General features: G+C 39.0%; 25 protein-coding genes and 3 pseudogenes. 6 read left to right on the plus strand and 22 right to left on the minus strand.

Features of this window, described 5'->3' with window-relative positions; genetic code table 11:
* Positions 1–184 precede the first annotated feature (184 nt).
* From ACEW8F_RS00290 to ACEW8F_RS00335, 10 genes are all read right to left on the minus strand, one after another.
* On the minus strand, positions 185–1,177 hold the full coding sequence (locus tag ACEW8F_RS00290) for a lipoate--protein ligase (protein ID WP_373481474.1): 993 nt from the start codon (positions 1,175–1,177) through the stop codon (positions 185–187).
* Positions 1,178–1,403: 226 nt separating this feature from the next.
* Complete coding sequence (lpdA, locus tag ACEW8F_RS00295; protein ID WP_373481475.1) at positions 1,404–2,801, minus strand: dihydrolipoyl dehydrogenase; 1,398 nt, start codon at positions 2,799–2,801, stop codon at positions 1,404–1,406.
* Positions 2,802–2,862: 61 nt separating this feature from the next.
* The gene (locus ACEW8F_RS00300) at positions 2,863–4,098 is read right to left on the minus strand and encodes a dihydrolipoamide acetyltransferase family protein (RefSeq protein ID WP_373481476.1); all 1,236 of its coding nucleotides are present in this window, start codon (positions 4,096–4,098) and stop codon (positions 2,863–2,865) included.
* 20 nt (positions 4,099–4,118) lie between these two features.
* Positions 4,119–5,093, minus strand: a complete 975-nt coding sequence (locus ACEW8F_RS00305) for an alpha-ketoacid dehydrogenase subunit beta (RefSeq protein ID WP_373481477.1) — start codon at positions 5,091–5,093, stop codon at positions 4,119–4,121.
* Between the two features lie 51 nt (positions 5,094–5,144).
* On the minus strand, positions 5,145–6,194 hold the full coding sequence (locus ACEW8F_RS00310) for a thiamine pyrophosphate-dependent dehydrogenase E1 component subunit alpha (protein WP_373481478.1): 1,050 nt from the start codon (positions 6,192–6,194) through the stop codon (positions 5,145–5,147).
* A gap of 227 nt (positions 6,195–6,421) precedes the next feature.
* Complete coding sequence (locus ACEW8F_RS00315; RefSeq protein WP_373481479.1) at positions 6,422–7,270, minus strand: ketose-bisphosphate aldolase; 849 nt, start codon at positions 7,268–7,270, stop codon at positions 6,422–6,424.
* 121 nt (positions 7,271–7,391) lie between these two features.
* Positions 7,392–8,708: a transaldolase family protein gene (locus ACEW8F_RS00320; RefSeq protein ID WP_373481480.1), complete on the minus strand. Its 1,317-nt coding sequence runs from the start codon at positions 8,706–8,708 to the stop codon at positions 7,392–7,394.
* A gap of 23 nt (positions 8,709–8,731) precedes the next feature.
* Positions 8,732–9,679, minus strand: a complete 948-nt coding sequence (locus ACEW8F_RS00325; protein ID WP_373481481.1) for a transketolase family protein — start codon at positions 9,677–9,679, stop codon at positions 8,732–8,734.
* Positions 9,676–10,521, minus strand: a complete 846-nt coding sequence (locus tag ACEW8F_RS00330) for a transketolase (protein ID WP_373481482.1) — start codon at positions 10,519–10,521, stop codon at positions 9,676–9,678. Before ACEW8F_RS00330 ends, ACEW8F_RS00325 begins: the two co-directional genes overlap by 4 nt.
* Positions 10,522–10,969: 448 nt before the next feature.
* Complete coding sequence (locus tag ACEW8F_RS00335; RefSeq protein ID WP_373481483.1) at positions 10,970–11,614, minus strand: 5-methyltetrahydrofolate--homocysteine methyltransferase; 645 nt, start codon at positions 11,612–11,614, stop codon at positions 10,970–10,972.
* A 209-nt stretch (positions 11,615–11,823) separates the two neighbouring features.
* Here ACEW8F_RS00335 and ACEW8F_RS00340 point away from each other — a divergent pair, with 209 nt between their 5' ends.
* The 4 genes from ACEW8F_RS00340 to ACEW8F_RS00355 all read left to right on the plus strand — a co-directional run bounded on the left by ACEW8F_RS00340 (position 11,824) and on the right by ACEW8F_RS00355 (position 13,272).
* Positions 11,824–12,075 carry a hypothetical protein gene (locus ACEW8F_RS00340; protein WP_373481484.1) on the plus strand — a complete coding sequence of 84 codons (252 nt, stop codon included), beginning with the start codon at positions 11,824–11,826 and terminating at the stop codon, positions 12,073–12,075.
* A 109-nt stretch (positions 12,076–12,184) separates the two neighbouring features.
* Positions 12,185–12,433, plus strand: coding sequence for a hypothetical protein (locus ACEW8F_RS00345; RefSeq protein ID WP_373481485.1), 249 nt, complete (start codon positions 12,185–12,187; stop codon positions 12,431–12,433).
* Between the two features lie 75 nt (positions 12,434–12,508).
* On the plus strand, positions 12,509–12,889 hold the full coding sequence (locus ACEW8F_RS00350; protein WP_373481486.1) for a hypothetical protein: 381 nt from the start codon (positions 12,509–12,511) through the stop codon (positions 12,887–12,889).
* A gap of 155 nt (positions 12,890–13,044) precedes the next feature.
* Positions 13,045–13,272, plus strand: coding sequence for a hypothetical protein (locus ACEW8F_RS00355; RefSeq protein WP_373481487.1), 228 nt, complete (start codon positions 13,045–13,047; stop codon positions 13,270–13,272).
* 304 nt (positions 13,273–13,576) lie between these two features.
* Here ACEW8F_RS00355 and ACEW8F_RS00360 read toward each other — a convergent pair whose 3' ends face one another.
* The 3 genes from ACEW8F_RS00360 to ACEW8F_RS00370 form a co-directional block, all read right to left on the minus strand.
* Positions 13,577–14,203 carry a 50S ribosomal protein L25 gene (locus ACEW8F_RS00360; protein WP_373481488.1) on the minus strand — a complete coding sequence of 209 codons (627 nt, stop codon included), beginning with the start codon at positions 14,201–14,203 and terminating at the stop codon, positions 13,577–13,579.
* Positions 14,204–14,435: 232 nt separating this feature from the next.
* A complete protein-coding gene (locus tag ACEW8F_RS00365; RefSeq protein ID WP_373481489.1) occupies positions 14,436–14,594 on the minus strand; it encodes a hypothetical protein in 159 nt (52 codons plus the stop codon).
* 37 nt (positions 14,595–14,631) lie between these two features.
* Positions 14,632–15,645 (minus strand): helix-turn-helix transcriptional regulator, encoded by a 1,014-nt coding sequence (locus ACEW8F_RS00370; RefSeq protein ID WP_373481490.1) that lies wholly within the window; start codon positions 15,643–15,645, stop codon positions 14,632–14,634.
* Positions 15,646–15,866: 221 nt separating this feature from the next.
* Between ACEW8F_RS00370 and ACEW8F_RS00375 the strand changes: the two genes are divergently transcribed.
* Positions 15,867–16,610, plus strand: coding sequence for an MBL fold metallo-hydrolase (locus ACEW8F_RS00375; protein ID WP_373481491.1), 744 nt, complete (start codon positions 15,867–15,869; stop codon positions 16,608–16,610).
* Between the two features lie 58 nt (positions 16,611–16,668).
* Here ACEW8F_RS00375 and ACEW8F_RS00380 read toward each other — a convergent pair.
* The 9 genes and pseudogenes from ACEW8F_RS00380 to ACEW8F_RS00420 all read right to left on the minus strand — a co-directional run.
* Positions 16,669–16,860: pseudogene (locus ACEW8F_RS00380) on the minus strand (nucleotidyl transferase AbiEii/AbiGii toxin family protein); the annotation flags it as partial.
* Between the two features lie 208 nt (positions 16,861–17,068).
* Complete coding sequence (locus ACEW8F_RS00385; protein WP_373481492.1) at positions 17,069–18,013, minus strand: TRM11 family methyltransferase; 945 nt, start codon at positions 18,011–18,013, stop codon at positions 17,069–17,071.
* A 458-nt stretch (positions 18,014–18,471) separates the two neighbouring features.
* Complete coding sequence (locus ACEW8F_RS00390) at positions 18,472–19,377, minus strand: nucleotidyl transferase AbiEii/AbiGii toxin family protein (protein WP_373481493.1); 906 nt, start codon at positions 19,375–19,377, stop codon at positions 18,472–18,474.
* Positions 19,377–19,976 carry a hypothetical protein gene (locus tag ACEW8F_RS00395; protein WP_373481494.1) on the minus strand — a complete coding sequence of 200 codons (600 nt, stop codon included), beginning with the start codon at positions 19,974–19,976 and terminating at the stop codon, positions 19,377–19,379. The genes ACEW8F_RS00390 and ACEW8F_RS00395 overlap by 1 nt, the downstream gene beginning before the upstream one ends.
* Before the next feature lie 250 nt (positions 19,977–20,226).
* Positions 20,227–20,848: pseudogene (locus ACEW8F_RS00400) on the minus strand (nucleotidyl transferase AbiEii/AbiGii toxin family protein).
* A 76-nt stretch (positions 20,849–20,924) separates the two neighbouring features.
* Positions 20,925–22,427 carry a group II intron reverse transcriptase/maturase gene (gene ltrA, locus ACEW8F_RS00405; protein WP_373481495.1) on the minus strand — a complete coding sequence of 501 codons (1,503 nt, stop codon included), beginning with the start codon at positions 22,425–22,427 and terminating at the stop codon, positions 20,925–20,927.
* A gap of 515 nt (positions 22,428–22,942) precedes the next feature.
* Positions 22,943–23,194: a nucleotidyl transferase AbiEii/AbiGii toxin family protein gene (locus ACEW8F_RS00410; RefSeq protein WP_373481496.1), complete on the minus strand. Its 252-nt coding sequence runs from the start codon at positions 23,192–23,194 to the stop codon at positions 22,943–22,945.
* Positions 23,191–23,787, minus strand: coding sequence for a type IV toxin-antitoxin system AbiEi family antitoxin domain-containing protein (locus ACEW8F_RS00415; protein WP_373481497.1), 597 nt, complete (start codon positions 23,785–23,787; stop codon positions 23,191–23,193). The genes ACEW8F_RS00410 and ACEW8F_RS00415 overlap by 4 nt, the downstream gene beginning before the upstream one ends.
* Positions 23,788–23,991: 204 nt before the next feature.
* Positions 23,992–24,135: a hypothetical protein gene (locus ACEW8F_RS00420; protein ID WP_373481498.1), complete on the minus strand. Its 144-nt coding sequence runs from the start codon at positions 24,133–24,135 to the stop codon at positions 23,992–23,994.
* Positions 24,136–24,300: 165 nt separating this feature from the next.
* Between ACEW8F_RS00420 and ACEW8F_RS00425 the strand changes: the two are divergent.
* Positions 24,301–24,595, plus strand: a pseudogene (locus ACEW8F_RS00425) (transposase); the annotation flags it as partial.

Below are 24,595 nucleotides of genomic sequence, written 5' to 3' on the forward strand. Positions count from 1 at the left end.
TTAGTTTTTCCCTTCCTGAACAAAATGCTAATTTGATTTGTTCACCTGGGATCGATACTTAAGCCTATATTCTTTGTTTGGAATCATATTCCTTGGCAGATTTTCAATGGTTTTGAAATTGAAAATAATATAAATATTCGTGATGACAGCCTCATTTATCGGCTATCATCAGGAAGCTTTAACACTAATACAAAAGGATTTCAATCAATTCATGTGGGGTTAGGTTAGTGAAATAATCATTGATGTCACAATAGCTGAGAACCTCTTGCAAGACGTCTTCTTTTAACGTTTTGCCAGTTAAAAGTTGCTCCAGCTCGCTGATATCTCGACGAATCTGAACATCGCCACCAATTACAATCGATTTGATCGCTCCATTTTTTACAATACTCATGGTGATGTCTATCTTACCGCCAGCATAGCTGCGAATCTTCTGGACTTCATAACGTGGGGCCCGACCATATGTCCAGTCCCAGGTCAGGTATTTGGATTCTCTCAATGTCGCAATACTTTTGTAATCCTTTTCAATGAGTTTTAAACTTACTGCCTGTTCTTTTTCACGGACGCTTGCCATCAAATGATTACAAAATTGATTGATACTCATTGGTTCCGCTAAGTGTTCACTGATATTGGTGACCTGGCTTCTGACTGATTTTACCCCGCCGCCCTGAACAACCTCATCTTTTGTTACCAATACTTTCTGCACAAAATCAAGGTCAGAATTAAATAGTAGTGTCCCATGATGCAACATCCGCCCATTTTTGACGGTCTGGGCTGTTCCAGAAAATTTCCGACCATCAATGACCAGATCGTTACGATCATTACATTCTGCCTGAACACCAAGCTGATTGAAAGCATTAAGAATTGGTCCGGCAAATTGCTTGAAATCAATGGCCTGTCCACTTTCACAATTTTGAATAAATGAATAGTTGAGGTTTCCGAGATCATGATAAACCGTTCCGCCCCCGGTATTTCTTCGGGTAATTCGGGTATTCATTTTTTTTGCATACTGGAGGTTGACCTCTTTCATCGCATTCTGATTCCGGCCTATCACAACCGTGTTGTCGTTTTGCCAGAGCATAAACAACCCCTTATCCACTTTAACATTCGAAAAAATATACTCTTCCAATGCCAGATTATAATAGGGATCAGTGGATTCACTGTAGTAAAAAAACATCATCAACCCACCTCATGGTTAAATCATTTTGTCAGGGCTCAATCTGAGCTCCTTGCTGAATCTGTTGCAACCCGATAGCTGCGGTTCTGCATTGATGGTCATTTTAATTAATACCTGTATTGATTATTTAAACGGATTTGCCGGGGATATTTGACGACTTCAAGAGAACTCTCTTTACGCCGTTGCGATATCCCGGCAAATTCCAGTCATTTTTTTAGTTGGCTTTTTATTAAATATGAATGGCCTGTCCAACCACGGCGTGGGCAGCTTCCATAATCGCTTCCGATACCGATGGATGTGGATGCACAACCTGGGCGATCTCATCAGCAGTAAACTCCAGATCGATGTAAGAAGTGGCCGCAGTGATCAGCTCGGTGACATGGGCTCCGATCAAATGAACACCCAGTATTTCATTATATTTAGCATCGGCGACAATTTTGACAAAACCGCCGGTCTCATTCATTGCCACGGACTTTCCATTTGCAGCCAATGGAAAGGTTCCCACTTTAATAGCATAGCCGGATTTCCGGGCCTGGGCTTCGGTCAAGCCTACGCTCGCTGCTTCCGGGTAGGTATAGGTACAGCGTGGCATATTGGCATAATTGAACTGTTTCACTGGTTCACCAAGAATCGCATGAACCGCTGCCAGGGCCTGGGCTGAAGCCACATGGGCCAGAGCCAGTTTCCCCGTTACATCACCGATGGCATAAATCGATGGGCAGGTTGTTTGCAGTTGATTATCCACCTGCACGTAGCCACGTTCGGTTAGCTTCACGCCGGCTTTTTCCAGCCCGATGCCTTCAACATTTGGTCGAATACCAGCCGACACAAGCAGACGGTCACAGATAATGGTTTCGGATTTTCCTTTTTCATCAATCACCAGGTTAATCTTGCTTCCATCCACGACCACTGTATTCACCTTTGTTTCGACCTTAAATTTGATGCCCCGTTTTTTAAAGGCTTCTTCCATCTCTTTCGAAACATCTGCATCTTCGTTAGGCAACAGGTGTGGTAACATTTCAATCACCGTTACCGCGGCACCGTAACTGTCCCAGATGCTGGAAAACTCCATTCCAATGGCACCCGCACCAATGACGACAATTTTGTCTCCCGGATTCACCTGGGTCAGTTCCAGGGCTTCCTTGGATGTCATGATCTGAGGATTGCTGTAATCAATTCCGGGAATGCGAAAAGCATGAGCACCAGTTGCCAAAATAATGTTTTTAGCTTCCAGTATTTCTCCGGATGGCACTATTTTCAGACTGGTTCCGTTAATCAGATTGGCTTCACCCTGAAAAACAGTTACCTTATTTTTCTTCATTAAGCTCTTGATGCCCATGGTCAATTTTCCACTGACTTCCCGACTACGCTTCTGCGCCACGGCATAATCAGCTTTAACACCGCTGCTATTCAATGCAATGCCATATTTATCTGCTTCCTTAACCATCCGCAGGATTTCAGCATTTTTTGCCAACGCTTTCGTGGGAATACAACCCCAGTTGAGGCAAACACCGCCAAGATCAGCCTTCTCGACCAAAGCGGTCTTCAGGCCCTTCTGGGCAGCGTAAATCGCTGCCACATATCCCCCCGGGCCTCCTCCGATAACAACTAGATCAAACTTATTCATTCTTTATCTCCTGTACTGAATCACGGGGTCATTCGTCCACCTTTTGGAGTTCTCAGTATTATTACATCAGAATTTTCATCGGATCTTCCAGCAGTTTCCCGATGTAAGCCACAAACTGAGCTGCGTAATCGCCGTCAACAATCCGGTGATCAAAGCTCAGGGTGATGTTCATCATCGGACGGATGACGATTTCGTCATCGACGACAACTGGAGTCTTGACGGTTGCTGCCAATGCCAGAATGCCACATTCAGGCGGATTGATCACAGCGCGGAAACTTGAAATTCCCCGGGAACCCAAATTACTGATGGTGAAAGTAGCACCAGACAGATCTCCCTGAATATTTTCCTGTTCTTTGGTTCGGCTAACTAGATCCGAAAAATCCCGAGCCAATTCAACAACGCCTTTGGCTGCCACATTTTTCAGCACTGGCACCATCAACCCTCGCTCTGTATTCACAGCGATACCAATATTGATATCTTCCATCTCATAAATTTCTGTGCCATCTGCTGTCAATTGCGTATTCATCATCGGGAATTCATGTAAAGCCCGTGAACAGGCCTTAGCCACCATCTCGTTAAAGCCAACCTTGATATCAGCCAATTCATTGACGCGCTTTCGCCAGTCGATGGCTTTTGTCATATCCACCGCTACTGTCAGTGCCGCCCATGGTTTTGTTACCACACTTTCAGTCATACGACTGCCAATTTTCTTACGCATTCCATTGTAGGGAATTGTGTTCCTGATTCCAGAGGCCGTTACCGCAGTTGCTGTAACCGGAACCGCCTCAACAACCGGAGCTACTGGTGACGCTTCTTCGTAGGCAAGAACATCTGCCTTAGTGACCCGAACACCTCTGTATTTTACATGATTAAGATCAATGCCCATATCTTTGGCCATTTTTTTAGCCAGTGGTGAAACTGGAACCCGTCCAGTTGGCGATTTTTCTACTGTCTCAGCGGTCTGAACCACTGTCGTTTCCGATGCTACTCCGGCTGCAACAGGAACCGGTACAACGCCACCGCCGCTAATTTCAGCCAACAGGCTGTCAATGTTTTCTCCAGGAGTACCGACAATTGCCAGCGGTTTATGGCATTCGACATTATCTCCCACCTGGGCAATAATTTTTAAAACTGTGCCGGTCTGATCTGCCGGAATATCCTGAACATCTTTATCGGTCTCAGCAGCCAGTGCCATTTCGCCGAATATGACTTCATCACCCTCGTTTACGTACCACTCCGTAACCGTACCGTCCGTCATATTAACGCCGATCTTTGGCATATTCATTAGTTTCGCCATTGTAAACACTCCTTCACAATTTATTCAAATGTTTTGCGTACTGCTGCAATAATGTCCTCTTTTTTAGGTGTGCACATTGCTTCCAGCCCTTCATTATATGCAACTGGAGAGTTCTTGCTGCCCACACGTTGCGGTGGTGCATCCAGCAGATCAAAACCACGATCGATAATTTCACCAACGATTTCGCCGGCAATTGATCCACGCAATGGGGCTTCCGTCACAACAACGACACGACTAGTTTTCTTCACTGAATCCATTACGGTTTCATAATCCAGCGGTAACAGTGAACGTAAATCGATGACTTCACAGCTGATACCTTCTTTTTCAAGTTCGGCTGCAGCGGCTTCTGCCACATAGGTCATATAGGAATACGCCACAATTGTGCAGTCAGTGCCACTCTTTCGAATCGCAGCCTTTCCGATGGGAACAAGATATTCACCATCCGGAACCTCACCCTTTACCGAATAATTTCGTTTGTGTTCAAAACAAATGACTGGACCGTTATCTCGAATGGCCGATTTTAACAAACCTTTCATATCATACGGGGTTGAGGGGGTAATAACCTTTAAGCCCGGAACATGGACAAACCAGTTTTCGTTATTTTGCGAATGCTGTGCCGCAACACCCCCGCCAACGCCAAAAGGTGCTCGTACAACAATCGGGACATTGGCCTGACCACCGAACATATAACATGTTTTTGCAGCGGTATTGACAATATTGTCCATTGGAAGCGTAATCCAATCAGCATACAGAATTTCCACCAACGGACGCATCCCGGCAATGGCTGCGCCCACGCCAAGACCAGTAAATGCAGCTTCAGAAATCGGTGTATCAATGACCCGTCTTTCACCAAATTCCTTCATCAGACCTTTTGTTATCCCAAACGGATTCCCACGTAGCCCTACATCGCAACCCATGATAAATACATTTTCATCCAATCCCATTTCTTCCCTTAATGCCTGGGTAATGGATTCTCTAAGTGTAATGATTGACATAATCTTATCTCCTAACCATTGTTTTTATAATCTCACTAAATGATACCATGTCTACTTTATAACTTCGCCATCTGTGTAAATGTAATCATAGAAAGTATCCGGAGAGGGTTCATGGCATTGAGTATCTGCATATTCGATGGACGCCTCAACCTCTTTCATTGCTTCAGCTTCAATCGCTTTCAACTCGTCAATCGTGGCCATTTTATTTTCAACCAAAAACTCGCCCATTCGCTTGATTGGTTCAATTTCCCAGTACTTATCGCATACTGACATATCACGGTACCAGCTGTCATCGGTTGCATGATGTCCCAGCATTCGCATGGTTTTGCATTCAATAAAGGTCGGTCCTTCTCCAGCCCGGGCACGTTCAATCGCAGCTTTAGCGGTTTCCCATATCTGGTAAATATTGTATCCATCACATCGGCAACTGGGAATCCCAAAGCCTATGCCACGCTTGTATAAGTCGGTTTCACCAGTTATTCTGGCATAATCTGTAGCAATGGCCCACTGGTTGTTTTCACAGACAAAAATAACCGGAAGTTTCCAGGCAGCCGCCATATTCATCGATTCAGAAACGGAACCGGCATTAGCACCACCATCTCCGAAAAACACAACCGTGACATCATCCGTTCCTTTTATCCAGCTTTTTAAAGCACTCCCAACTGCCGGTGCAACTGCCGCACCAACAATACCACTGGCCCCAAGCATTCCGATACTCATATCACTGATATGCATTGAACCGCCGCGACCCTTGTTATAGCCTTCTTCTTTTCCAAAGAGTTCAGCCATCATTTTATTGATATCACCACCCTTGGCAATCAGATGCCCATGACCACGATGTGTTGAACCAACATAATCGCTCTTTTTCAACTGTGTAATAATACCAGTTGCAATCGCTTCTTCAGTAATATAGGGATGATAGTAACCATGTACTTTATTCGCCATCCATAGAGGTTTCACTGCTTCTTCAAACTTACGCATCACCCACATGATGTGATACATTCTAAGTTGTTCTTCCTGATCCAGTCCTTCTGGAACATACATCTCTGCATAAGCATCAAATTCTTTTTTGAGATCTTCAATGCATTTGGTATTCTTCATGATTGTTCTCCTTGTATTTTAATCATCATTAACCTGGTGTATCCATGACATTTTTATTATAGAAGCTTGTCTGAAAGGATTAAAGACATGTAACCTCACAAGTTCAGGGTCATGTCAACACCCTAAATTAATGCTGCTGATTCATTATTTAATCAGTTTACCTTTTTCGCTTTCTTGAGGAACCGTAGCTGAATTGTTCTGAAATTGGTATTTAGATGATATTCACTTTAGTCCAGCAAACCGAAAAATCGGATATGTTCAGCAACCACTTTTTTTACCTGTTCTTTAGTAAACGCATCCAGTTTCAGCGGGTCATTCTGGTCTGGATTATTATTTGTATAAACTACCATTCCCTGACAATAAGCAATTTTTATGGCCGTTGAAATGTTTACCTTTGAGGCACCCAAAGCGATCAATCTGTGAAACATCTGATCAGTTAATCCGGTGCCGCCATGCAGGACCAGCGGACATGGGGAAAATTGATTAATTGTTTCAAAAAGATTGTAGTCGATATTGATTTCCCCTTTATAAACCCCGTGAGCCGTGCCAATTGCCGGTGCAAAAGCATCAATTCCGCTTTCTTTAAGATAGATCCGACAGTCGTCCGGATTAGCATGGGCATGATTTCCCTCAAGCACCACAATATCATCTTCAACACCGACAATAGCTCCCAATTCGCCCTCAACGGTCACGTTTCTGGTTTTTGCATAGGCCACAATGGCACTGGTATTTCGGATATTGTCAGCAAGGGATAATTGTGACCCATCATACATGACAGAAGACCAACCGCCATCAATACAAGCTTTAGTAAAGTCAACATCGGTAGAGTGATCAAGATGGATAGCCACATCGACCCTGGCATTTTCAGCAATGGGTTTTAAATACGCCATCATCTCATTAACGCCAAAAGCTTTTACCGTTTTTACAGATGTCTGCAAAATAATTGGTTGTCCCAGCTCTTCTGCCGCTTCAACGGCGGCTTTTGCTGTCAGATAGTTAACAATATTGAATGCCCCAACCGCATAACGATTCTTTCTAGCATCTTCAAGTATTGTTTTCATATTAACATAACTCATGATCATCATCTCTTTTCTACTAAAATTTCACGACATCATACATAAATATGATAGGTTATGACCACCTAGGACGAGTATATCACAATTCGATAAAAAAATAAATGATCTCTTAAATCTTTTCTTATTTTTGTCCATTAGCCGCATTCATAAAGCGACGTTGATATGACACGACCTGATTACAGGAAGTAAACCGTGCCAGATAATTTGGTTCAGCCGTCACAACGACCCGATGAACAAGGTCTTCAAACTCTTTTTCCACTAACAATTTATCAATATCCGGATAATTGAATTCCCCCTCCATACTACAGATAATCAGTCTTGAATCATCCAGATTAGTGTTTTTAAAGAGTCTTAAACTGTGTCGTACGCTATCTAATCCATCCGACCCGTCCGGGTCATTGAAATGACGGTATCGAATCATATCTTCAGCCATTTTCTGAACCAGCAGTAAATCCATTTGCGCCTGATCCAAGTTGATATAATCTTTATCGATAAACATATGCCGAATTTTTTCCAGAAATTTAATATCTCCAGTAGCTTTGTATTCTTTTAAATTCTGATCCATGAATTCTGATTGTATTAAACGATGACGAATAAAACAATTGACGAAATATGGTTTCGCCTGTAATGCCAATGCTGTCTGATATGGTTCAAACATCAAAGTGAAATTTACCCTGAAGCCACGTTCCTTCAACATCAATGCCAGATTATGTCCGCGAAAAGCACTTTCTGTGGTGACATCCGCAAATGATTTACTTAGTTTTTTATTTCCAGAGAGCAGCTCTGAAACGTTTTCATTAGTGACTGGCCCCATATGCGGAACTTTGATAACCACACGGTATTCAGAAAGCATTTCTCTAAATTTTTCTGCTTCTTCAATAAGTTCTGTATCAGACTTACCAAACGGATCATTTAGCTCTACACTGATATCAGCTCCCGGGCCCAAAATTCGGCCAATTTCCCCCATAACCTCGTCTCGGGTTTTGAATTTATTGCCGATATTTGCTTTGGGATTATTAATAAACAAATCATAGATAATTCCAGGATTACAGGTAAGATTTGCAATCATTTTACTGATTGGTTTTACCTCATATGGATTGGCGGAATCAGCTGAAAAGAGAACATTAGTTGGTCGTCTTTTACCATTTTTATCATAAGAAATATCCCGAATCAAATCTGCTCTAAGTACGCCGTTGGCTTCCAGTCGATACTCGATCCTAAAACCCTCTGGAGTCTCATTATCTGGGGTCCTGAATGTCGAAATGACATTTTCAAATTCTTTGGTCACGCCAACTTTTTTTACATGTTTTTTCAAAAAATCGTATTCTGACAAGGGTAAATCAAGATCCAGAACTCGGGCCACGTTCTTTTTTTGATCCTCAATCACAGAAACGTCATCATTTAATAAGGTGTTCAATGAACAGGTGACAGTTTTCATTTCTTTTCCTCCAACTTTCTTTTTTAGTTTTTCACCACATCTAAGATGCGATCGACAATCTTTTCCCAGGTAAGGCCATAGGCTTCCAATAATTCCCGATAGGGGCCGGTATTAATGGAGCCATCGGCTATACCCACTATATGAATCGGAGCTTCATTCTTAATTGAAGCCAAAGCTTCAACGACGGCACTCCCAAAACCACCAATCACCGAATGCTCTTCAAACGTGAAAAGATATTTGGCATTTTGATAAGCTTCCTTGAGAATCACAGTATCCAAAGGCTTTACGGTTGTAAAATTAACAACTTTTAATCCATAGCCCATTTCATCCAAAATTTTTGCCGCCATGAGCGCATCTAATGTTAAGGTTCCGGTAACTGCAATAACAATCTGATCACCGGTATTCATTAAAAATTCGCCCTTGCCTATTTCAAATCTCCGCTTGGATGCCTCAATCGGTTCAGCCATTTCATGGCGTGGCATCCTGATATAAACCGGACCTTCATGCTTAATTGCCGCTCGCAGTGACATCTCAACTTCATATACGTCACCCGGATTCAATACAACCATATTGGGAACCGTTCTCATCAGTGTCAAATCCTCTATGGCCTGATGCGTGGAACCCAGCGCCGAATGAGATAAACCACTGCTTGAACCAATTACTTTTACATTCATATTTGCATAACCAAGATCATTCCGAACCTGTTCAAAGGCTCGCATTGAAATAAAGGGTGCAATGGCTGATACAACTGGAATACTACTTCCTTCGGCCAATCCGGCACAAACTCCAATCGCATTTTGTTCGTTGATACCAACCTCCAGATACTGATGTGGTAATTCCTTTTTAAAAGAATTCATACCCGATCCTGCTCCGGAATCACATGACACCGCCATAATATTGACATTCTCTTTACCAAGTTCCAATAATACTTCTCCAAAAACATCTCGTGGATTTCGCTTTTTAGCTGTCATTTTATCCATCCTTTTTCTTTCGCATATCCTTCCAATGCTTCCAGTGCATCTTTTGATTCCCTTGAATCTTTTCCGGGATTCCAGTGATGATACTTTACATTTCCCTCGGCAAAAGGCATCCCTTTGCTTTTGATTGTATTTGCAATCACCATACTTGGTTTCCCCTTTTGAAAAGGTATCGATTGAAACGTCTCTAAAAGTTCCTCAATATTATGTCCATCTACCACTTTGACTGACCATCCAAAGGCAGAATATTTTTCTCTCAAATCACGGGTGTCTAAGACATCACGGGTTGTCCCATTAATTTGAAGACCGTTTCGATCAATGATACCAATTAGGTTGTCTAGACCGTGATGACTTGCAAACATTGCCGCTTCCCAATTGGATCCTTCTCCTTGTTCGCCATCCCCCATCAAGACAAAAACACGGTTTTTTTCGCCTTTAAGTTTTGCATTTAGAGCCATCCCCGCGCCAATTGGCAAACCGTGTCCCAATGCACCTGAACTGAAATCAACGCCATTGAATTTCTTCATATCTGGATGACCTGGTACTTTTGATCCTAGCTTATTGTATGTTTCCAATACCTCAGCTTTTTCAAATCCCTTTTCAATCAGTGTTCCATAAAGTGCCAGACATTTGTGACCCGCGCTGAGAACAAAGCGATCGCGACCGGACCATTTGGGCTCATCAACTTTGACATCCATAATATCAAAATACAAGGTCGCCAGAATATCCGTGCAAGACAATGATGGCCCGGCATGACCGTCACCATTATTAATTACCGTATGAACAATGTGTTTCCGAATATCAAATGCTTTTCTTTCGATGGTTTCTATTTGCATTGCACTCTCCTTAAATATTTATGTTACTATTCGCAATTACCTAATAACTAATACCTGTAATAATCGAGATAACTTTTCTTTAGAACGAAATTTTTCTATGGCTTAGTCAACAATACTATTGTCACGTCAGTAGTGGTCATGACCAGTCCTTATATGTAGTATATCATGGTTTAATATATTGTCAATTTATTTTTCAATTATTATTTAGCATTTATTTTTCAATTATTATTTAGCATTTTACGAACCACTGATGGAAAATTCTAATCTAACACTTTAATTATGTCTCAACTTGAAGTTGCTTATTTAGTGCGGAATTATACGAAAAAAATATTCTTCCCTTTAAGACCGTGAGCCATTAAAGGAAAGCGACCAGGATACTGATTCGAGAAAGCAACCCTCCGGTTATCAAAATAAAAAAGGTTTCCGCAAAATCCTGCGGAAACCTTTTTTATTGATCTATATTTCGATATTTACAGGTAAGATTTGAACACATCACACAGTCATGATCTTTTTTCGCCAGTTCAATGCTTTGATCCGCACCGTATACATAGCCCAATGTTTTGACCGGATTATACATAAATCCTTCTGAGATGCCCACCGATAAAAGTTCTTCACCTTTGGCATATTCCAATATTTTTTTCTGCACCTGCATGGGAATAATGTTGTCGTCCGGTGAGTAACGTAGGGTCAGCGCATAGCCCTGTTCTTCATACACATCCCTTTTTACCGTGTCGTAATAGTCATTTGAAGCATTAAATAGCAGGATATCCGCCATTGCATCAATCATCAGACCATTTAAAAAGTCTTTGTCGACAAAATACGCTGTCGATTGTTCACTGATTTTTGGTCCCAAAGTCACCAGACAGTAAACAATGTGGCTAACCTCGCAAAGACCCTTATGAATTTTTTTCGCCTCATTATTTGCTTTTAGGACATGAGTAGCCTGAATGTTCAATAAGTCTGGCAACGACTCTAGCAAATTCTGATAGCATTCTTCAAATTTCTGATAGTTTGGCCGCTCCTTCGAAATATGCATCCGTTCAAATAATTCTTCCCGATCAATGCGATGGGAGATTCGGGTAATTTTATTCACTCATTTCACCTGCGCTTATCTTTTTTTGATTTTCCATTATTTATCTGAATTTTACCATAAGAAACTAAAGATGAACAGCCAAATCAAAGCTCATATAAACACTTTAATACAAATTTAAATAAATATTTCAAAATAGTATGTCAAGTTTTAGCAGAACGAGATATAATGTATTATAGAAAAATTTCAACAAATCTTAGGAGGATACGAAAATGGGCTTAAGATACTCAAGCAAAGTAATAGACGGTAAACTAAATATTAGAAATGATTATATCCAAACCGAGGGCGGTGATTTCCAGAAGCTGACAAAAAACTGGATTATTAAAGCTTATGAAAAAGCTAAAGAATTGAATGACACTGAATCCATAGCAAAACTTGAAAATCTGAAAATTGATATCTGGATTCCCGGGGAAAACAATGAGCTGGGGAAAAACGTAAGTTGGTGCTTAAAAGACGAATTTTAGACAATCAGCGGCCTGACTAGCCGCTAAAATTATTTTAAACAAAATGGTTTAACTCTCTTTTTATTGGGTATTTTATTTAGATACAAATACTAATAGGAGGGTTTTTTTTATGAGACAAATTATGGGAATCCAGGTTGGTAATCGCGAAAGTGAAGCGTTGAAGGTACAGGAATTGTTAACCAAAAATGGTTGCATTATTAAAACACGTCTCGGTTTGCACGAGTCTTCCGAAGAAATGTGCAGCGTAACCGGACTGATTATTTTGGAATTCTTACCCGACAAAGAAGACGAAATCACCGTTATGGAAAAAGAATTAGCCGCCCTCAATACAATCGTGGTTAAAAAAATGGTTTTCTAAAATTCAAAATTAAGAAAGTTACTCAATTAAGACTAAATAATTGGGTAGCTTTCTTTTATAATCAAGGAGCTGAAAATGATCGACTTTAAAGATTCCCGATTCATTATCACTGATAAAAAAAGCACTTCCATGGTCCATAATAATATTCAAGGAATGCTGAATGATAACGAACGGGTGGTTGAATTTTACGTAGCTGATCGATTTCCTGTCCCTTCCGAGGTATTATTTACTTCTAAACGGATTATTATTTGTACTTATGAAGAACAGGATTTTCCCATTTTTACGTTTTTACCCTACTCTAAGTTTGTTGCTTTTTCTGTGAAAAATTCAAATGACGATAGTATGGAAAACGAATTGGAATTATACAATTACTATGTTGATAAAATCGCCTTCGAGTTTCCCGGCAAGTTTGATTTAAGCCTCATTATCAAATTAATCGGCAACGCCATTGGCTAGAGAAACCAAGGATAAACCAGACTGATTAAAACATCCCCTATTGCATTGATATAATTCCTTTGCGGCCAACTTGCTATCCACCTATTTTGAGGACATATTTTAATGGCAATCCAATCATTCAAAATTGTTTATTCTTAAATCGAAAGGAGCAGACGATGCTAACTGAATTAAATGTAAAGATTATAAAAAACGGAGATCATCTTGAAATCCTCGAGGATGGTTTGATGGTGGCAAAAAGAGAAGCTATTAAAGATATTTTAAATAATGGCGAAGTTGAAGAATTTTATGACAATTGGATTTATCCTTCAGATCCAAATGCTCCGAAAAAACTTGGAAATGTTATCTTAGGCTTAATAAATGGCGATTTTGGGAAGGTTGAATGAATTTGCGATCTCAAATAATTTATTCAACTTTTTTAGAATGGCCTTTGAATGGGTGCAGTATAAGTGGCTATCTGCTTTTTCGCCTCCCTGGCCTCACCCAAACCAAAGAAACCATGAGCTGATCATAATTTTTACGGGATTTGAAAAGATCAGTTGGCCCGATTATGTGCCGACTGATCTTTTTTTGAAAAATATTGTTCATGTTCATCTTACAATAAACATGAAATTTTACAACTGCTATTTTTGCCATCAGGACTAAAGCATGCTCCTTGACATTGTCGTCTGCCCACCCAGTCAATACACTTTATTGGTTGTCTTCCTGTACTGTTTCTAGGCTTGTATCATCTAACACATCATCAATGATTGTATCATCTAGTCTCGTTTCATTTATCACTAATACTATTTTATCAGCTTCAATGTCTGATTCAATGCCTTTGGGATATTTAATATCACCGACACATATTTTGTCATTCAAATTAAGATCCGTTACATCGATTTCAAGAAAATCAGGTATATCCTGTGGTAAACCGGTCACCAGAATTTTGTCCATTTGCTGTACAAAATGAAGTTTTTTTAATTCTAGTTCTTCCTTGCCGATTATTTTAATATTCAGGTTAAACTTGATTTGTTCAGTCACTGAAACCTCTTGAAAAACGACATTTAGAATTTCGCCTTTTATTGGCGAATGTTGAATTTCATTTATCATTACCGCATGTGCTTCTTGCCCCCCAAGATTGAGAGTAAATAAATAGTTCTTCCCATATTTAGAAATGTTTTTTATTAATTCATCTTTTTTTATTTTTACTGAAACTGAATCCAGACCTTTTCGATTGATCGCACCAGGGATATAACCTATTTTTCTTAGTTTTTTACCTGCATTACCACTCATTGTTTCTCTTTTTTCAACCGCAATTGTTACTTTTTCGTTCATATTATTTTCTCCTTTCTTGATAAACTTCTCACATAATATTATTCGTGTTGTTTTATTTGATAAATTTCAATTAAACCAAGTGAATAATCTTTTTAATGCTTTTCAACTATGTGCTTTTAATTATATCAAACAAATGAATAAATATCAAGTTTTTTAAGAAAAATGCAACAGAAATCCTGCCACGACCTGCTCATCCGAGATCGCAAAACGGAAAGTCGACACTACTATTATACTAATTAGACAAACTATAAATCTCTGCTTCTACCACTGCCTCCCCCACCATTTCCTTTAGTGCCAGCGTATACAAATCAAGCTGGGGTTTGCAGATAGCCACTAAATTTTGTTTGAATGTGGCCAGATCTTCCATCGCTCCCCTGGTATCAATGAACAATTACCTGCTTGACGATCTAAATCTGCGCAATTTAAGCTTAATCGTTTTCATAAAGCTCTTTGATCTTGTGTATCCGTTTCAACAGTTCCTCACGAACCTGAACCGGCGAAACAACCTTAACATTCTCGCCATATTGCAAAAGCCAGAAATATAGTCCATCACCATCATTGACAGCAACTCTGACATCATACTCATCCGAGCCATTTTGTTTGAACTCAATGTGTTCGCCAAAATAGTCAATCAGTTCATCGACCATGTTTGGTTTCACGCTTAAAACGACGTGTATCTTCTCTCCACCAAAATTATAAAGACTTTTGGCAACATATTCTTCGATTTTGTTGGATGGGTTATCACCGACCACGTCTTTGGCTGGTTTAACCAAAATGTCGGTAATGACCAGATTAGCAATCCGATCGAGCCGATAGAAGGATAAATTGTCATATTTATTATAATTCCCGATCAGATAATAGCGATCCCCACGCCATTTCAAGGAATAGGGGTTGACCAGATATTCTTTTCCATCAAACCTGACCTGTCGGTCTAGATTTGTATCCGTATATTCATACTGAAACCTTACCTTATGTCCTTTTCGAATAGCGATTAACAGCATATCAATGTGTTCTGCCACCTTTAGTTTATTGGTTTTTACATAGGATTTTACCGGTGTTACATTTTGCAGAACTTTTCTGCTCTCCGAACTGGCCAACAGTCTCAACCGCTTGGCCAGGGATTCCGATTTCTTCTCAGTTAGAAACCGGGCCTGCCAGACGGCGTCAATGAGGATTTTCAGTTCCCAGTCCTCAAAACTGCGGCTACACATGTAATAGCCTTTGCGGTTATCGTCCGATAATTCGATTTCATATCCATAATCGTTTTCATTATTGTAATATTCTCTTAATGTATTGATATCCCGGCAAACTGACTTTCGTTCTGCTTCGATCCCATAGAACTGAAGCTTTTCGCAAATTTCGTTGGCAGTAAGCGGATGATTCTCATCCGTTTCTTTCAGAATATCCAGCACACGTAAAAGTTTCATTTTTGTCTTTTCCATGCAAAACCTCCCAATAGATTTTCTTAGCGCATTATAACAAAATACCCATGACTATATTGGTATTAGATGGTGATATCTGAAAGCTTTTCCCACTATCTTCAGCATTGACAAATGCACGAAATCACAATACAATGCATTACACAAAGAAAATTATTTGAAAGTGGTACCCGGGTAAGTGACGTAAATAATTAAAATTTGTGAATTTTAAAAGGAGAATATCCGTGAATGAAATAAAAATTACATATATTGCCAATGCCGGTATACTGATTACTGGAGCCGGAAAAAAAATTCTGATTGATGGAATCCACTCTTTTGAACCGTTTGGTTTCAGTCCGGTTCCTGCAACGGTGCTGAATCATATCATCGCGGGGCAAGGTATTTATGAAGATATTGATTATCTTCTTTTTACCCATTGTCACAAAGATCATTTAAACATGCATAAATTAACTGATTATTGTTTATTGAATACGCCCCAAATGCTTGTCCTACCTAAAGATGGTAGTAGTTTGGAAAATATAACCGGGAATATAACTTTTTTAGACATGGAATTATGGGCAGAAAAAGTAATCCACGAAGAACATGACTTAAAGCTGATTGCCTATAAAACCATCCATGATGGCAAAGAATATCGCGATGTTGACCATTACGTCTATCAGATCAATCTTTTGGAGCGTCACATTTTAGTGATGGGGGATACCGATTTTCGTCGCCTTGAATTAGAACCGCTGCTTGCCAGCCAAAGCATTGATATCCTGATTGTCAACTGGCTGTTCTTAAACAACCGTATAGGAAGAGCATTCATCAATAAAGTCAATCCCCAACAATTGCTGATTTATCATCTGCCTTTTGAGAATGAAGATAGCTACAATTATATCAAAATTGCCCAAAGTGATTTGAAAAGATATGAGTCGGAAATGCCAAAAACAAAATTATTGTTAAGCTGTGAAGAGTTTATCAGGGTTTAATGTGTTTGGTAAAATATTAGTTAAGCAAAGGGTCCCCAAAAAGTTGTGCACCCATTAGTGCGTTCAACCCGATCATCGCCGTTACTAGAATTCCCCCCTTCAAAATGAATTGATCTTTTTATTCAGAAAGAGAAATTCGCTCCAGAAATCGTTCCATCATATAATGTCGCATCATCATCTGGGCATCCGCTGCTTTCTTTTTTGATAGATTACGGATCAAATCCTTCAATTGTTTTGATGTCTTAATCATAATAGCACCTCCAGATATTGTATTAAACATTTTAATCCATCTCCCTTTATTATCGATAAACGTTATTGCTATATTTTCTTCCTTATTCAAACTCGATAGATGTGTCACTTGTTGTGCTAATTGAATTATCTTATATTCGAATACTCTATTTATAACCATATTGCGTATTGTCATCTTAATCCAAGTCCTTGTTTTCATCTAAATTCATCTATCTTACTTCGCAAACCCAGATATAACGGAAAAAATCGCCATTTTTATTTTTCCCAATTTTACAATGATCTATGATTTTGAGATTTTCCTGTGTGAGTTCATCTCTCATATCTTCTGATGAAGCCAATACGATTTTTTTTGAAATTCTTATCGCATTCCTAATGATTTTTAATTGATTTTCATCATTTTTAAGGCTGAAATTACCATATGGAAGATCCACAATGGAAGCATCAAAACTGTCATCTATATCCTGAATATCTCCAGTAATAACCTTTGCTTCATAATTAAAATGTCTCAAGTTTTTTCGTGCATTTTCAGCAGTCTTACTATTTATTTCACACCCTATAATATCATATCCTGCCCAAATACCTTCTAATAATACAGTCCCGACACCACAACATGGATCTATTAATCGTTTGGATGTATCTCCATTCCCCGCAATATTTATAAGTACTTTTGCAGTGCTTAGACCGATAGAACTAGAATACGAATTCGGTTTCTTACTGTGCTTTTTCCAATAAGGACTTCTCTCTGTTAATTTTCCAAAATACCAGTTCCCCTCATAAAAAGTAATTCCAAATATAATTTTAGGTGAAGTATAACAAGCAAGCCCCTCAATAACAAGACCTATTGCTTTGCAATACTCTCGTCTTTTCGTGAAGTGCGGGTCATCTATTCCCAATTCCATATATTTAACCATGAAATCTGATGCTGCTATCTTATCTTTCGTTGTCAATTCTATAAGTTCTAAAAACGTGGAAGCCTTGTATATAATTTCCAACCTGCATTTTAAAAATGGACTTATGGAAGGATGAACTTTTCTACTTTCAAAAAAGACTTTTCCTTTCAAATCGAACTTAAAAAGAGAGCGCACCTCAATTTCGCAACTTTCTTTTTCATAAGTAGGATAATTCAAATTATAAATGAACCGTCCTGTTTTCATTTGCATCACCTCATGGTTTATTTGACGTTTCCGATTTCGTGTTTTGTCCAGAATGCTTCTTCCTGATCGTTTATGATGAATTTACTTCTACTATAGGTTGATATGTGCTGAATCCTGGATTCCCGGAAAAACATAACTATGTAGTCTCAAAAGCGATTGAATGCTAGAAAGTTGCCTAGTTAGGTGAAATATACATAACTAGTTTACTTGCGCTTGAAAAATCGCTGAATGCATTGAATTTTCCGGGTTTTTAGTAATTCCTAGTTATGTATACTCGGGAATCCAGGATAAATGTCTTTATCATGCCATTTATGTGATTGTTCTTTTCGTTCTTTTCGTGCTTTTCAATAGAGTTCATAACTTAATATGTTTTTTCATAGAAACGGACGCCAAATGGACGCCAAATGGACGCCAAAAAACGCCTGTAATTCATTTAGTTAAAGCATCATTAGAAACAGTTATAAAACCGTTTCCCACACTTCCATTTTGCTACTCCAATGTTTTCTAAATGGCTCTTCTACAAGTATTGCATCAATCACTGGTTCTAAAAATATTTTTATTCCTGACATTACCATTTTAAACTCTAAGGTATCTGTCTTGATGTTTTTTAAAAAATATCGCCATTTAATTTGCATATCGGCATCCTCTTCGAGTGCCACAACACGCACAAAACTATTATCATCAAAAGGTGTACCACGATTTTTCAAGGTTTCAAAAATTGCTTTCTGAAGTTTTAGACCATCAAAATCAAATATCCTAGCCAAATAATAAATATCAAAAAAGTCTTTCATCCGCCCGGTTAATTCGAAACGTTGTAAAATAGCATCGAACTTTTCAGCAACGGTACTTTCTAATGAGTACGTCATGATCTCCGGACTCTCAAAATCAGGGAGCTGGGTTATGACTTTTCGTTGCTCCGAATTTGGTATAATCACATCTCCGACGCCAATATCAACATTAAATGGTACGCGGACATTTTTTATGCTACCAATAATCTGGGTGCTGACACCATCGTATTTTCTTTGTAGTGAAATCTGTTCAAATCCCTTAGCTTCCATCTTAATATAATCATTCCCTGTCGGTATCGCAAGAATCTCCTGGATTATTATCTTCACATCCTCAATGGAATTGGACTGTTCTCTGAGCAGAAAATCCACATCCACAGTGGCACGGCTTTCGAAATTTGTCAGGGTGTAGATGAACAAACCACCTTTTAAAACTAAATTATCCACATATTCAGATTTAGAAAGTTTTCTTAAAAATTCTTCCTGTAAAAATAGTTGCAAACATTGTTGATAAGGAACGTCAGAGGCTTTCGCCTTATTTTTTAGTTTCGCCAGAATCGATGCACCCATATCTGCCATTATAACCAAACTCCGATCAGATCTTTAACTTTTTTTAATACACGTAATTGTTTAGCATAATTCAGAAGGTTTGAAATATTTTTCTTCTCATCTCTAATGTAACTTTGAATGGCCTTGTTAAAGACCTCTTTGTCCATCTTCCCCATGTATTTGAGACAATCGCAGCTGGTACGGTCTTTGTCATATATCCGGACTTTATTATGATCGATTTCACCTTCCGTTATGCCAATTTTCAGGATATGAGGTTCTAAAAAATAAGGCTTGATAAATGGATAATCAATTTCCAAACGTGATTTTTTGATATCCTTATCAACCGCCAAATGCCATTTTGAAGGCGTACGATCGCTATAACCATAATAAAACAATGCTGTATCCAGACATAAAACCGCTTCCGGAAACAAGTGATTAATAATATTTGCTTCGCTCAAGTTTTCTAAATCTACCAGGTGATAATAACCGCGCTTGATTTTTTCAATATGATCATCGTTTAACAATTTTTGAATATCGGCATAGTAGATCTTGGAAGCAACGAGATCAGCTGTCCGCATCACATTACCATGTTCACAAAAAATTTTTCTAATTTCTTCTATCGATAGCATTTTCCACCTCTACTAAACATGACTATTTTATATTAAAAGCGGTCTTTTTACTAATTGTAGGTATGTTTTCGAAAAAAGTCAATAGTAAACAAGGTCACGGTTATCCATCTGTAATACAATAGGTGGCAATAAATTTATAAAAATGCCTTTCCTAAAAGATTCTAGCTCCCGACCTCGCGGGTCGTAGGTATATTGAGCAGTCATTTTTCCAGATCGAAACAGATTCAACTGAAACATCCGCCAATTTCTTTCAGTTAGTGAACGATGCCAATAAATCCCAAATTATTTCAATGATCTGATCGAATTCAATATTTTCTGCATATGAATATTTCTTGCTGTAGTCATTCCAGATTTTTCGGAGTTCCTGACTTTCAGAAATACTATCCAGATAAACAACGTAATCATCTACATACTTAGTGCTGTCTCGTTCTTCAGCTTTTTTCCTGATTGCAACTTTCAGTTCATCGCGATTCAGCATTGAGTGATTGAGCTTAATAAGAATATAGAGGTCATAATAGTCTCTAGCTCTGGTATTGGAAATATTTCTTACCAATATTGATTCACTCTTCCGCCAGTATGGTGTTTAAATTATAGGCTTTAATGCTGATTTCACGTTCTTCAAACATTAATTTGTAGCCATAATCCACTTCACCAGGAATGATCACATCTCCTGTTGTAATATCAATTTTTAAATTGACTTTAATTGTAAAGAAATTTGCCTCAAGACTGACTCGAAAATCATCATACTCCGAAGTATCATGAATACTTTTAATTCCTTTAATGTTAAAATTAACATGATCCTCAATATCGATCGATATGATTTCTGATAGTATCTTTTGAATTTCCGGTTGATCGATGGAAATTCCTTTGATTGTGTCGAGTAAGGAAGCTAAATTACTTCAGCTCCCTCCTCTAAGAACGCAACGTGAGACTTTCACCTCATTGCGCTCAAGCATTACAAACCCTGTTTAGGGCGGAAACTCTTTTCGCATTTTCTTTTGCTAATTTGAGAGATTTCTGACGTTTGATAAAATACTGTTTGCTAAGATGGGGGTTAAGTTCAGTTTTAAGTCTAGGATGTCTTACGATTGGAATATATGCAGGGTTGCATAGTGTATTTATATCTGTAGCAAAGACCCAAGACCTAGTTCCACGACATTGCCAGTACCTATGACGTTTCCAGCCACGACCTTTGTTCGGATGTCGTCGCTTTGCCCATTTCCAGAGACATTCGAAAGTTTCATGACCAATCCGCTGGAATGTTGACTTTGAACAAACCGATTGATGATAATTTGCCCATCCACGAACAATTGGATTTAGCCTTGCTATCAAAGTATCCTGTTCCATGGCAACGCCATCTTTTATAGTGGCGGATATCTTCGTCAAGATTGATTTAACAGATTTTTGGGAGGGCATAATAATCATTTTTTCTCTGTATTTACGAAAATTCCAACCAAGGAAGTCAAACCCCTTATCAATATGGGTTATGACCGTCTTTTCTTCGGATAGCTCAAGGCCACGTTGTTTTAGAAATTCCGCAATAAGTGCTCTTGCTTCTTGTGCCACCAATTCCGTTGCAGCAGTCACGATAAAGTCGTCTGCGTATCTTATGAAATTAACCTTGTTTTTGTTAGCTTCTCTATGCGTTATTCTGAACTTTGAATAGAGTAATTCTTGCAGTCCGTCGAGCGTCATATTAGCAAGTACAGGCCCAATTATTGAGCCTTGTGCTGCACCTTCATTCGCGGGAAACATTTGACCTTTATAGACGTACCCAGCTTTCAAAAATTGACCCAATATATCTTTGTCCATCGGAATGTTATCTAGTAGCCATTTATGGCTTATGTTGTCAAAACAACCTTTAATGTCTCCTTCAAGAGCGTATTTTGCTGCACGCTTTTGAGACATTACCCCAAATATTTCAGAACAGGCGTCTTGTGCGCACCTTCCTTGACGAAACCCAAAAGAATTTCTATCAGCGGTTATTTCAGATATTGGCTCTAGTGATAGCGTGTACAATGCTTGCATTGCTCTGTCGTACATGCATGGTATGCCTAATGGTCGTCTCTTGTTCGTCCCTTTCTTTTCGATGAAAACTCGCTTAACGGCTTTTGCTCGATAATTACGGCAGTTCAGGCTCTTGATGGCATTCATCTTTGCTGCTTTTGTTGACCAAATTTCCCCATCTATACCAGCTGTTTTTTTCCCTTTGTTCGTTGTTACTTTCTTTACCGCCATAGCTTTAGCATAAAAAGAATGTGTCAGCAAGTATTGCAAGCGCTTTACAGTGCTCTTTTTACCTACTTGAGTTGCCTTGGCAATCCTGGATTGTAGTCTATTAACATAATTCTGCGCTAGTTCCCAATTTATCAAATCCCATTGTTGTTCTAGCATTCTCCCGTTTGATACTCTCTCAGAAATATCTTCTGTAATTGTAGTAGTACCATTCATAGATATACCTCATCCTTCATACCATGTAATACCATAGAGTAAGTCAGCCCTCTTTCAAGGCAAGGCAAATTTTGAACCTTTATCTGCATACCATTACAGTTACAGTATTCGCTTTTTACTCCGTTCCTCTGCCCACTAGTTCATTTCCACTCTTTACAGAGTAGATACCTGCTAGAGGAAACCATTGGGTTTACCAAGTTCCGCATATCTAATAATTATGAGAGTTTTAGGAGCCATCTAAATACCGGGGAAACTACGACCATTTTCAACATCCTGACACTGTGCAGATATTGACTGTTCCCATACCTTTTGGTTCAAGTGTATCAGCCTTTATTTCACTTGTTGGACCTTACGATACCTGCGATGGTTCACATTTGTTCTCCATGACTCTCTTTCCCTAGCAGTAGACCAGATTAAGGCTTCTCGTCATTCCAACATTGTTCCGCAAGCTTCATACCCACCGTTACCAGTTGCGCATGTTGCGGTAGGGATACCCCAAATGGTAAGGGTAGCTGTTAAGCAATTAAATATGCGACTTCTTGTCGCACGGTATCCATGTCCATCGTACTTCTCATGTCAATCCCAATCATTGCGGCAATTAAAAAGCCGCCTTTTAAAATAAAGTTATCCCGATAGTCCGATATCGCAATTCTTTCCAGTAGGCGCTCCATCATGAGACTCTGAAGCAAGGTGTTCGCAATTACACCATCTCTTTTGGCACGATTGTTAATCCAATCTTTCAGTTGTCTGGGGCTATTGATGGTCATGCTAACACCTCCATGTATTGATGTACCAGGGATGAAATCTTAAAAACACCTGCATACGACTGAAGTTTAATAAAATCTCTCTCCGGATCACGCATGTACTGTCGGACTGCCGTTAAAACAAGATCGGTATCCAGCTTATCCTTTTTTTTCAGGCAATCGCAGATGGTTCGCTCTTTATCATAAACTGCAATCGTATGACCATATGGCGACTGCACATTCATTTTACCAATTTCATGAAATTCTTTTTTCATATAAAAAAATTGATAGTGATCGTCCATTTTCAACAACCGGGTATTATAACCGGTGGGAATGGTCATCATCAGTTTCAACGGCGATCGATCGCATAAATCATGAAGAAATAAAGCCGTTTCATGAGAAAAGATCCCTTTTTTACAGCGATACTGCATGATTAAATAATCGTCCACCATTTGTTCTACATCAATATAAATGCCTTTGCTGATTCGCTCGATTTTTCCTTCTTGCTCTAATCGGCGGAAGACCTTATTATCAATCCCCTGCTCAGCAAATTGTTTCGTCTCGATCACACCGTTATTCTTTTTTAGAGCATCCAGAATCATTTCTTTATAGGTCATTTGAGCACCTCTTTGTCTTTATCGTTCGTTTATATTATATATTATACAAACGATAAAGACAAATTCAAATCAGCATTTTTTGTCTTCTTATGCTTTCTTCATCTAAACCTAATTTTAATATGGAAACCTCATCCAACAGCATCCCTGGCAAGGTGATCTCCAACCGATTATCATGCAATGCCACCCGGGAGTAAGTATTTTAATCTATTGACTGATGTGCTCATAAATAATACCAGTCAATTCATTTGCCAATGCCTCGTTATCGATCCGAATTAAAGATTGCTCATTGAGGCTTCTTCCCAGAATATCGATACCGCCATACCAGACAATTCTATTATCAATAATCATGAACCGATATCGGTTATTTTTTATCTGATTAACTCAAACTTCGCACATAATAATCGAGCAAAATCATCGTAAATTCGATGTTGCAAACATAAAAATAGCATGAAAACACCAGATTTGTTATAATTGAATTGCTAAAAACAAACAAACAAGCTGGAGGATCATGCTATGAAAATTATAACACAAACCTGTGCAGAATTGAATTCCAATTTAAAACTCGTCACCCGTTTTTTGAGAAAATATCAGATTGGCCTTCTTTTGAAGCGATGCAACGCCTATAAAACCAAAGGCTTTTCAGTGATTTCGGTTTTTGAGTATCTGCTAAGTGTCATTTTTACCAACCGATCGATGTACATGAATTATGTGACCAGTCACCATTGTCCGGAGTTTGGAAAAGATACGATCTATCGCTTCATGAACTCCCCCAAAATCCATTGGCAGAAGTTTACCACGTTACTGGCCG

This window comes from Acetobacterium sp., assembly GCF_041752335.1.
Classification (GTDB): Bacteria; Bacillota; Clostridia; order Eubacteriales; family Eubacteriaceae; genus Acetobacterium.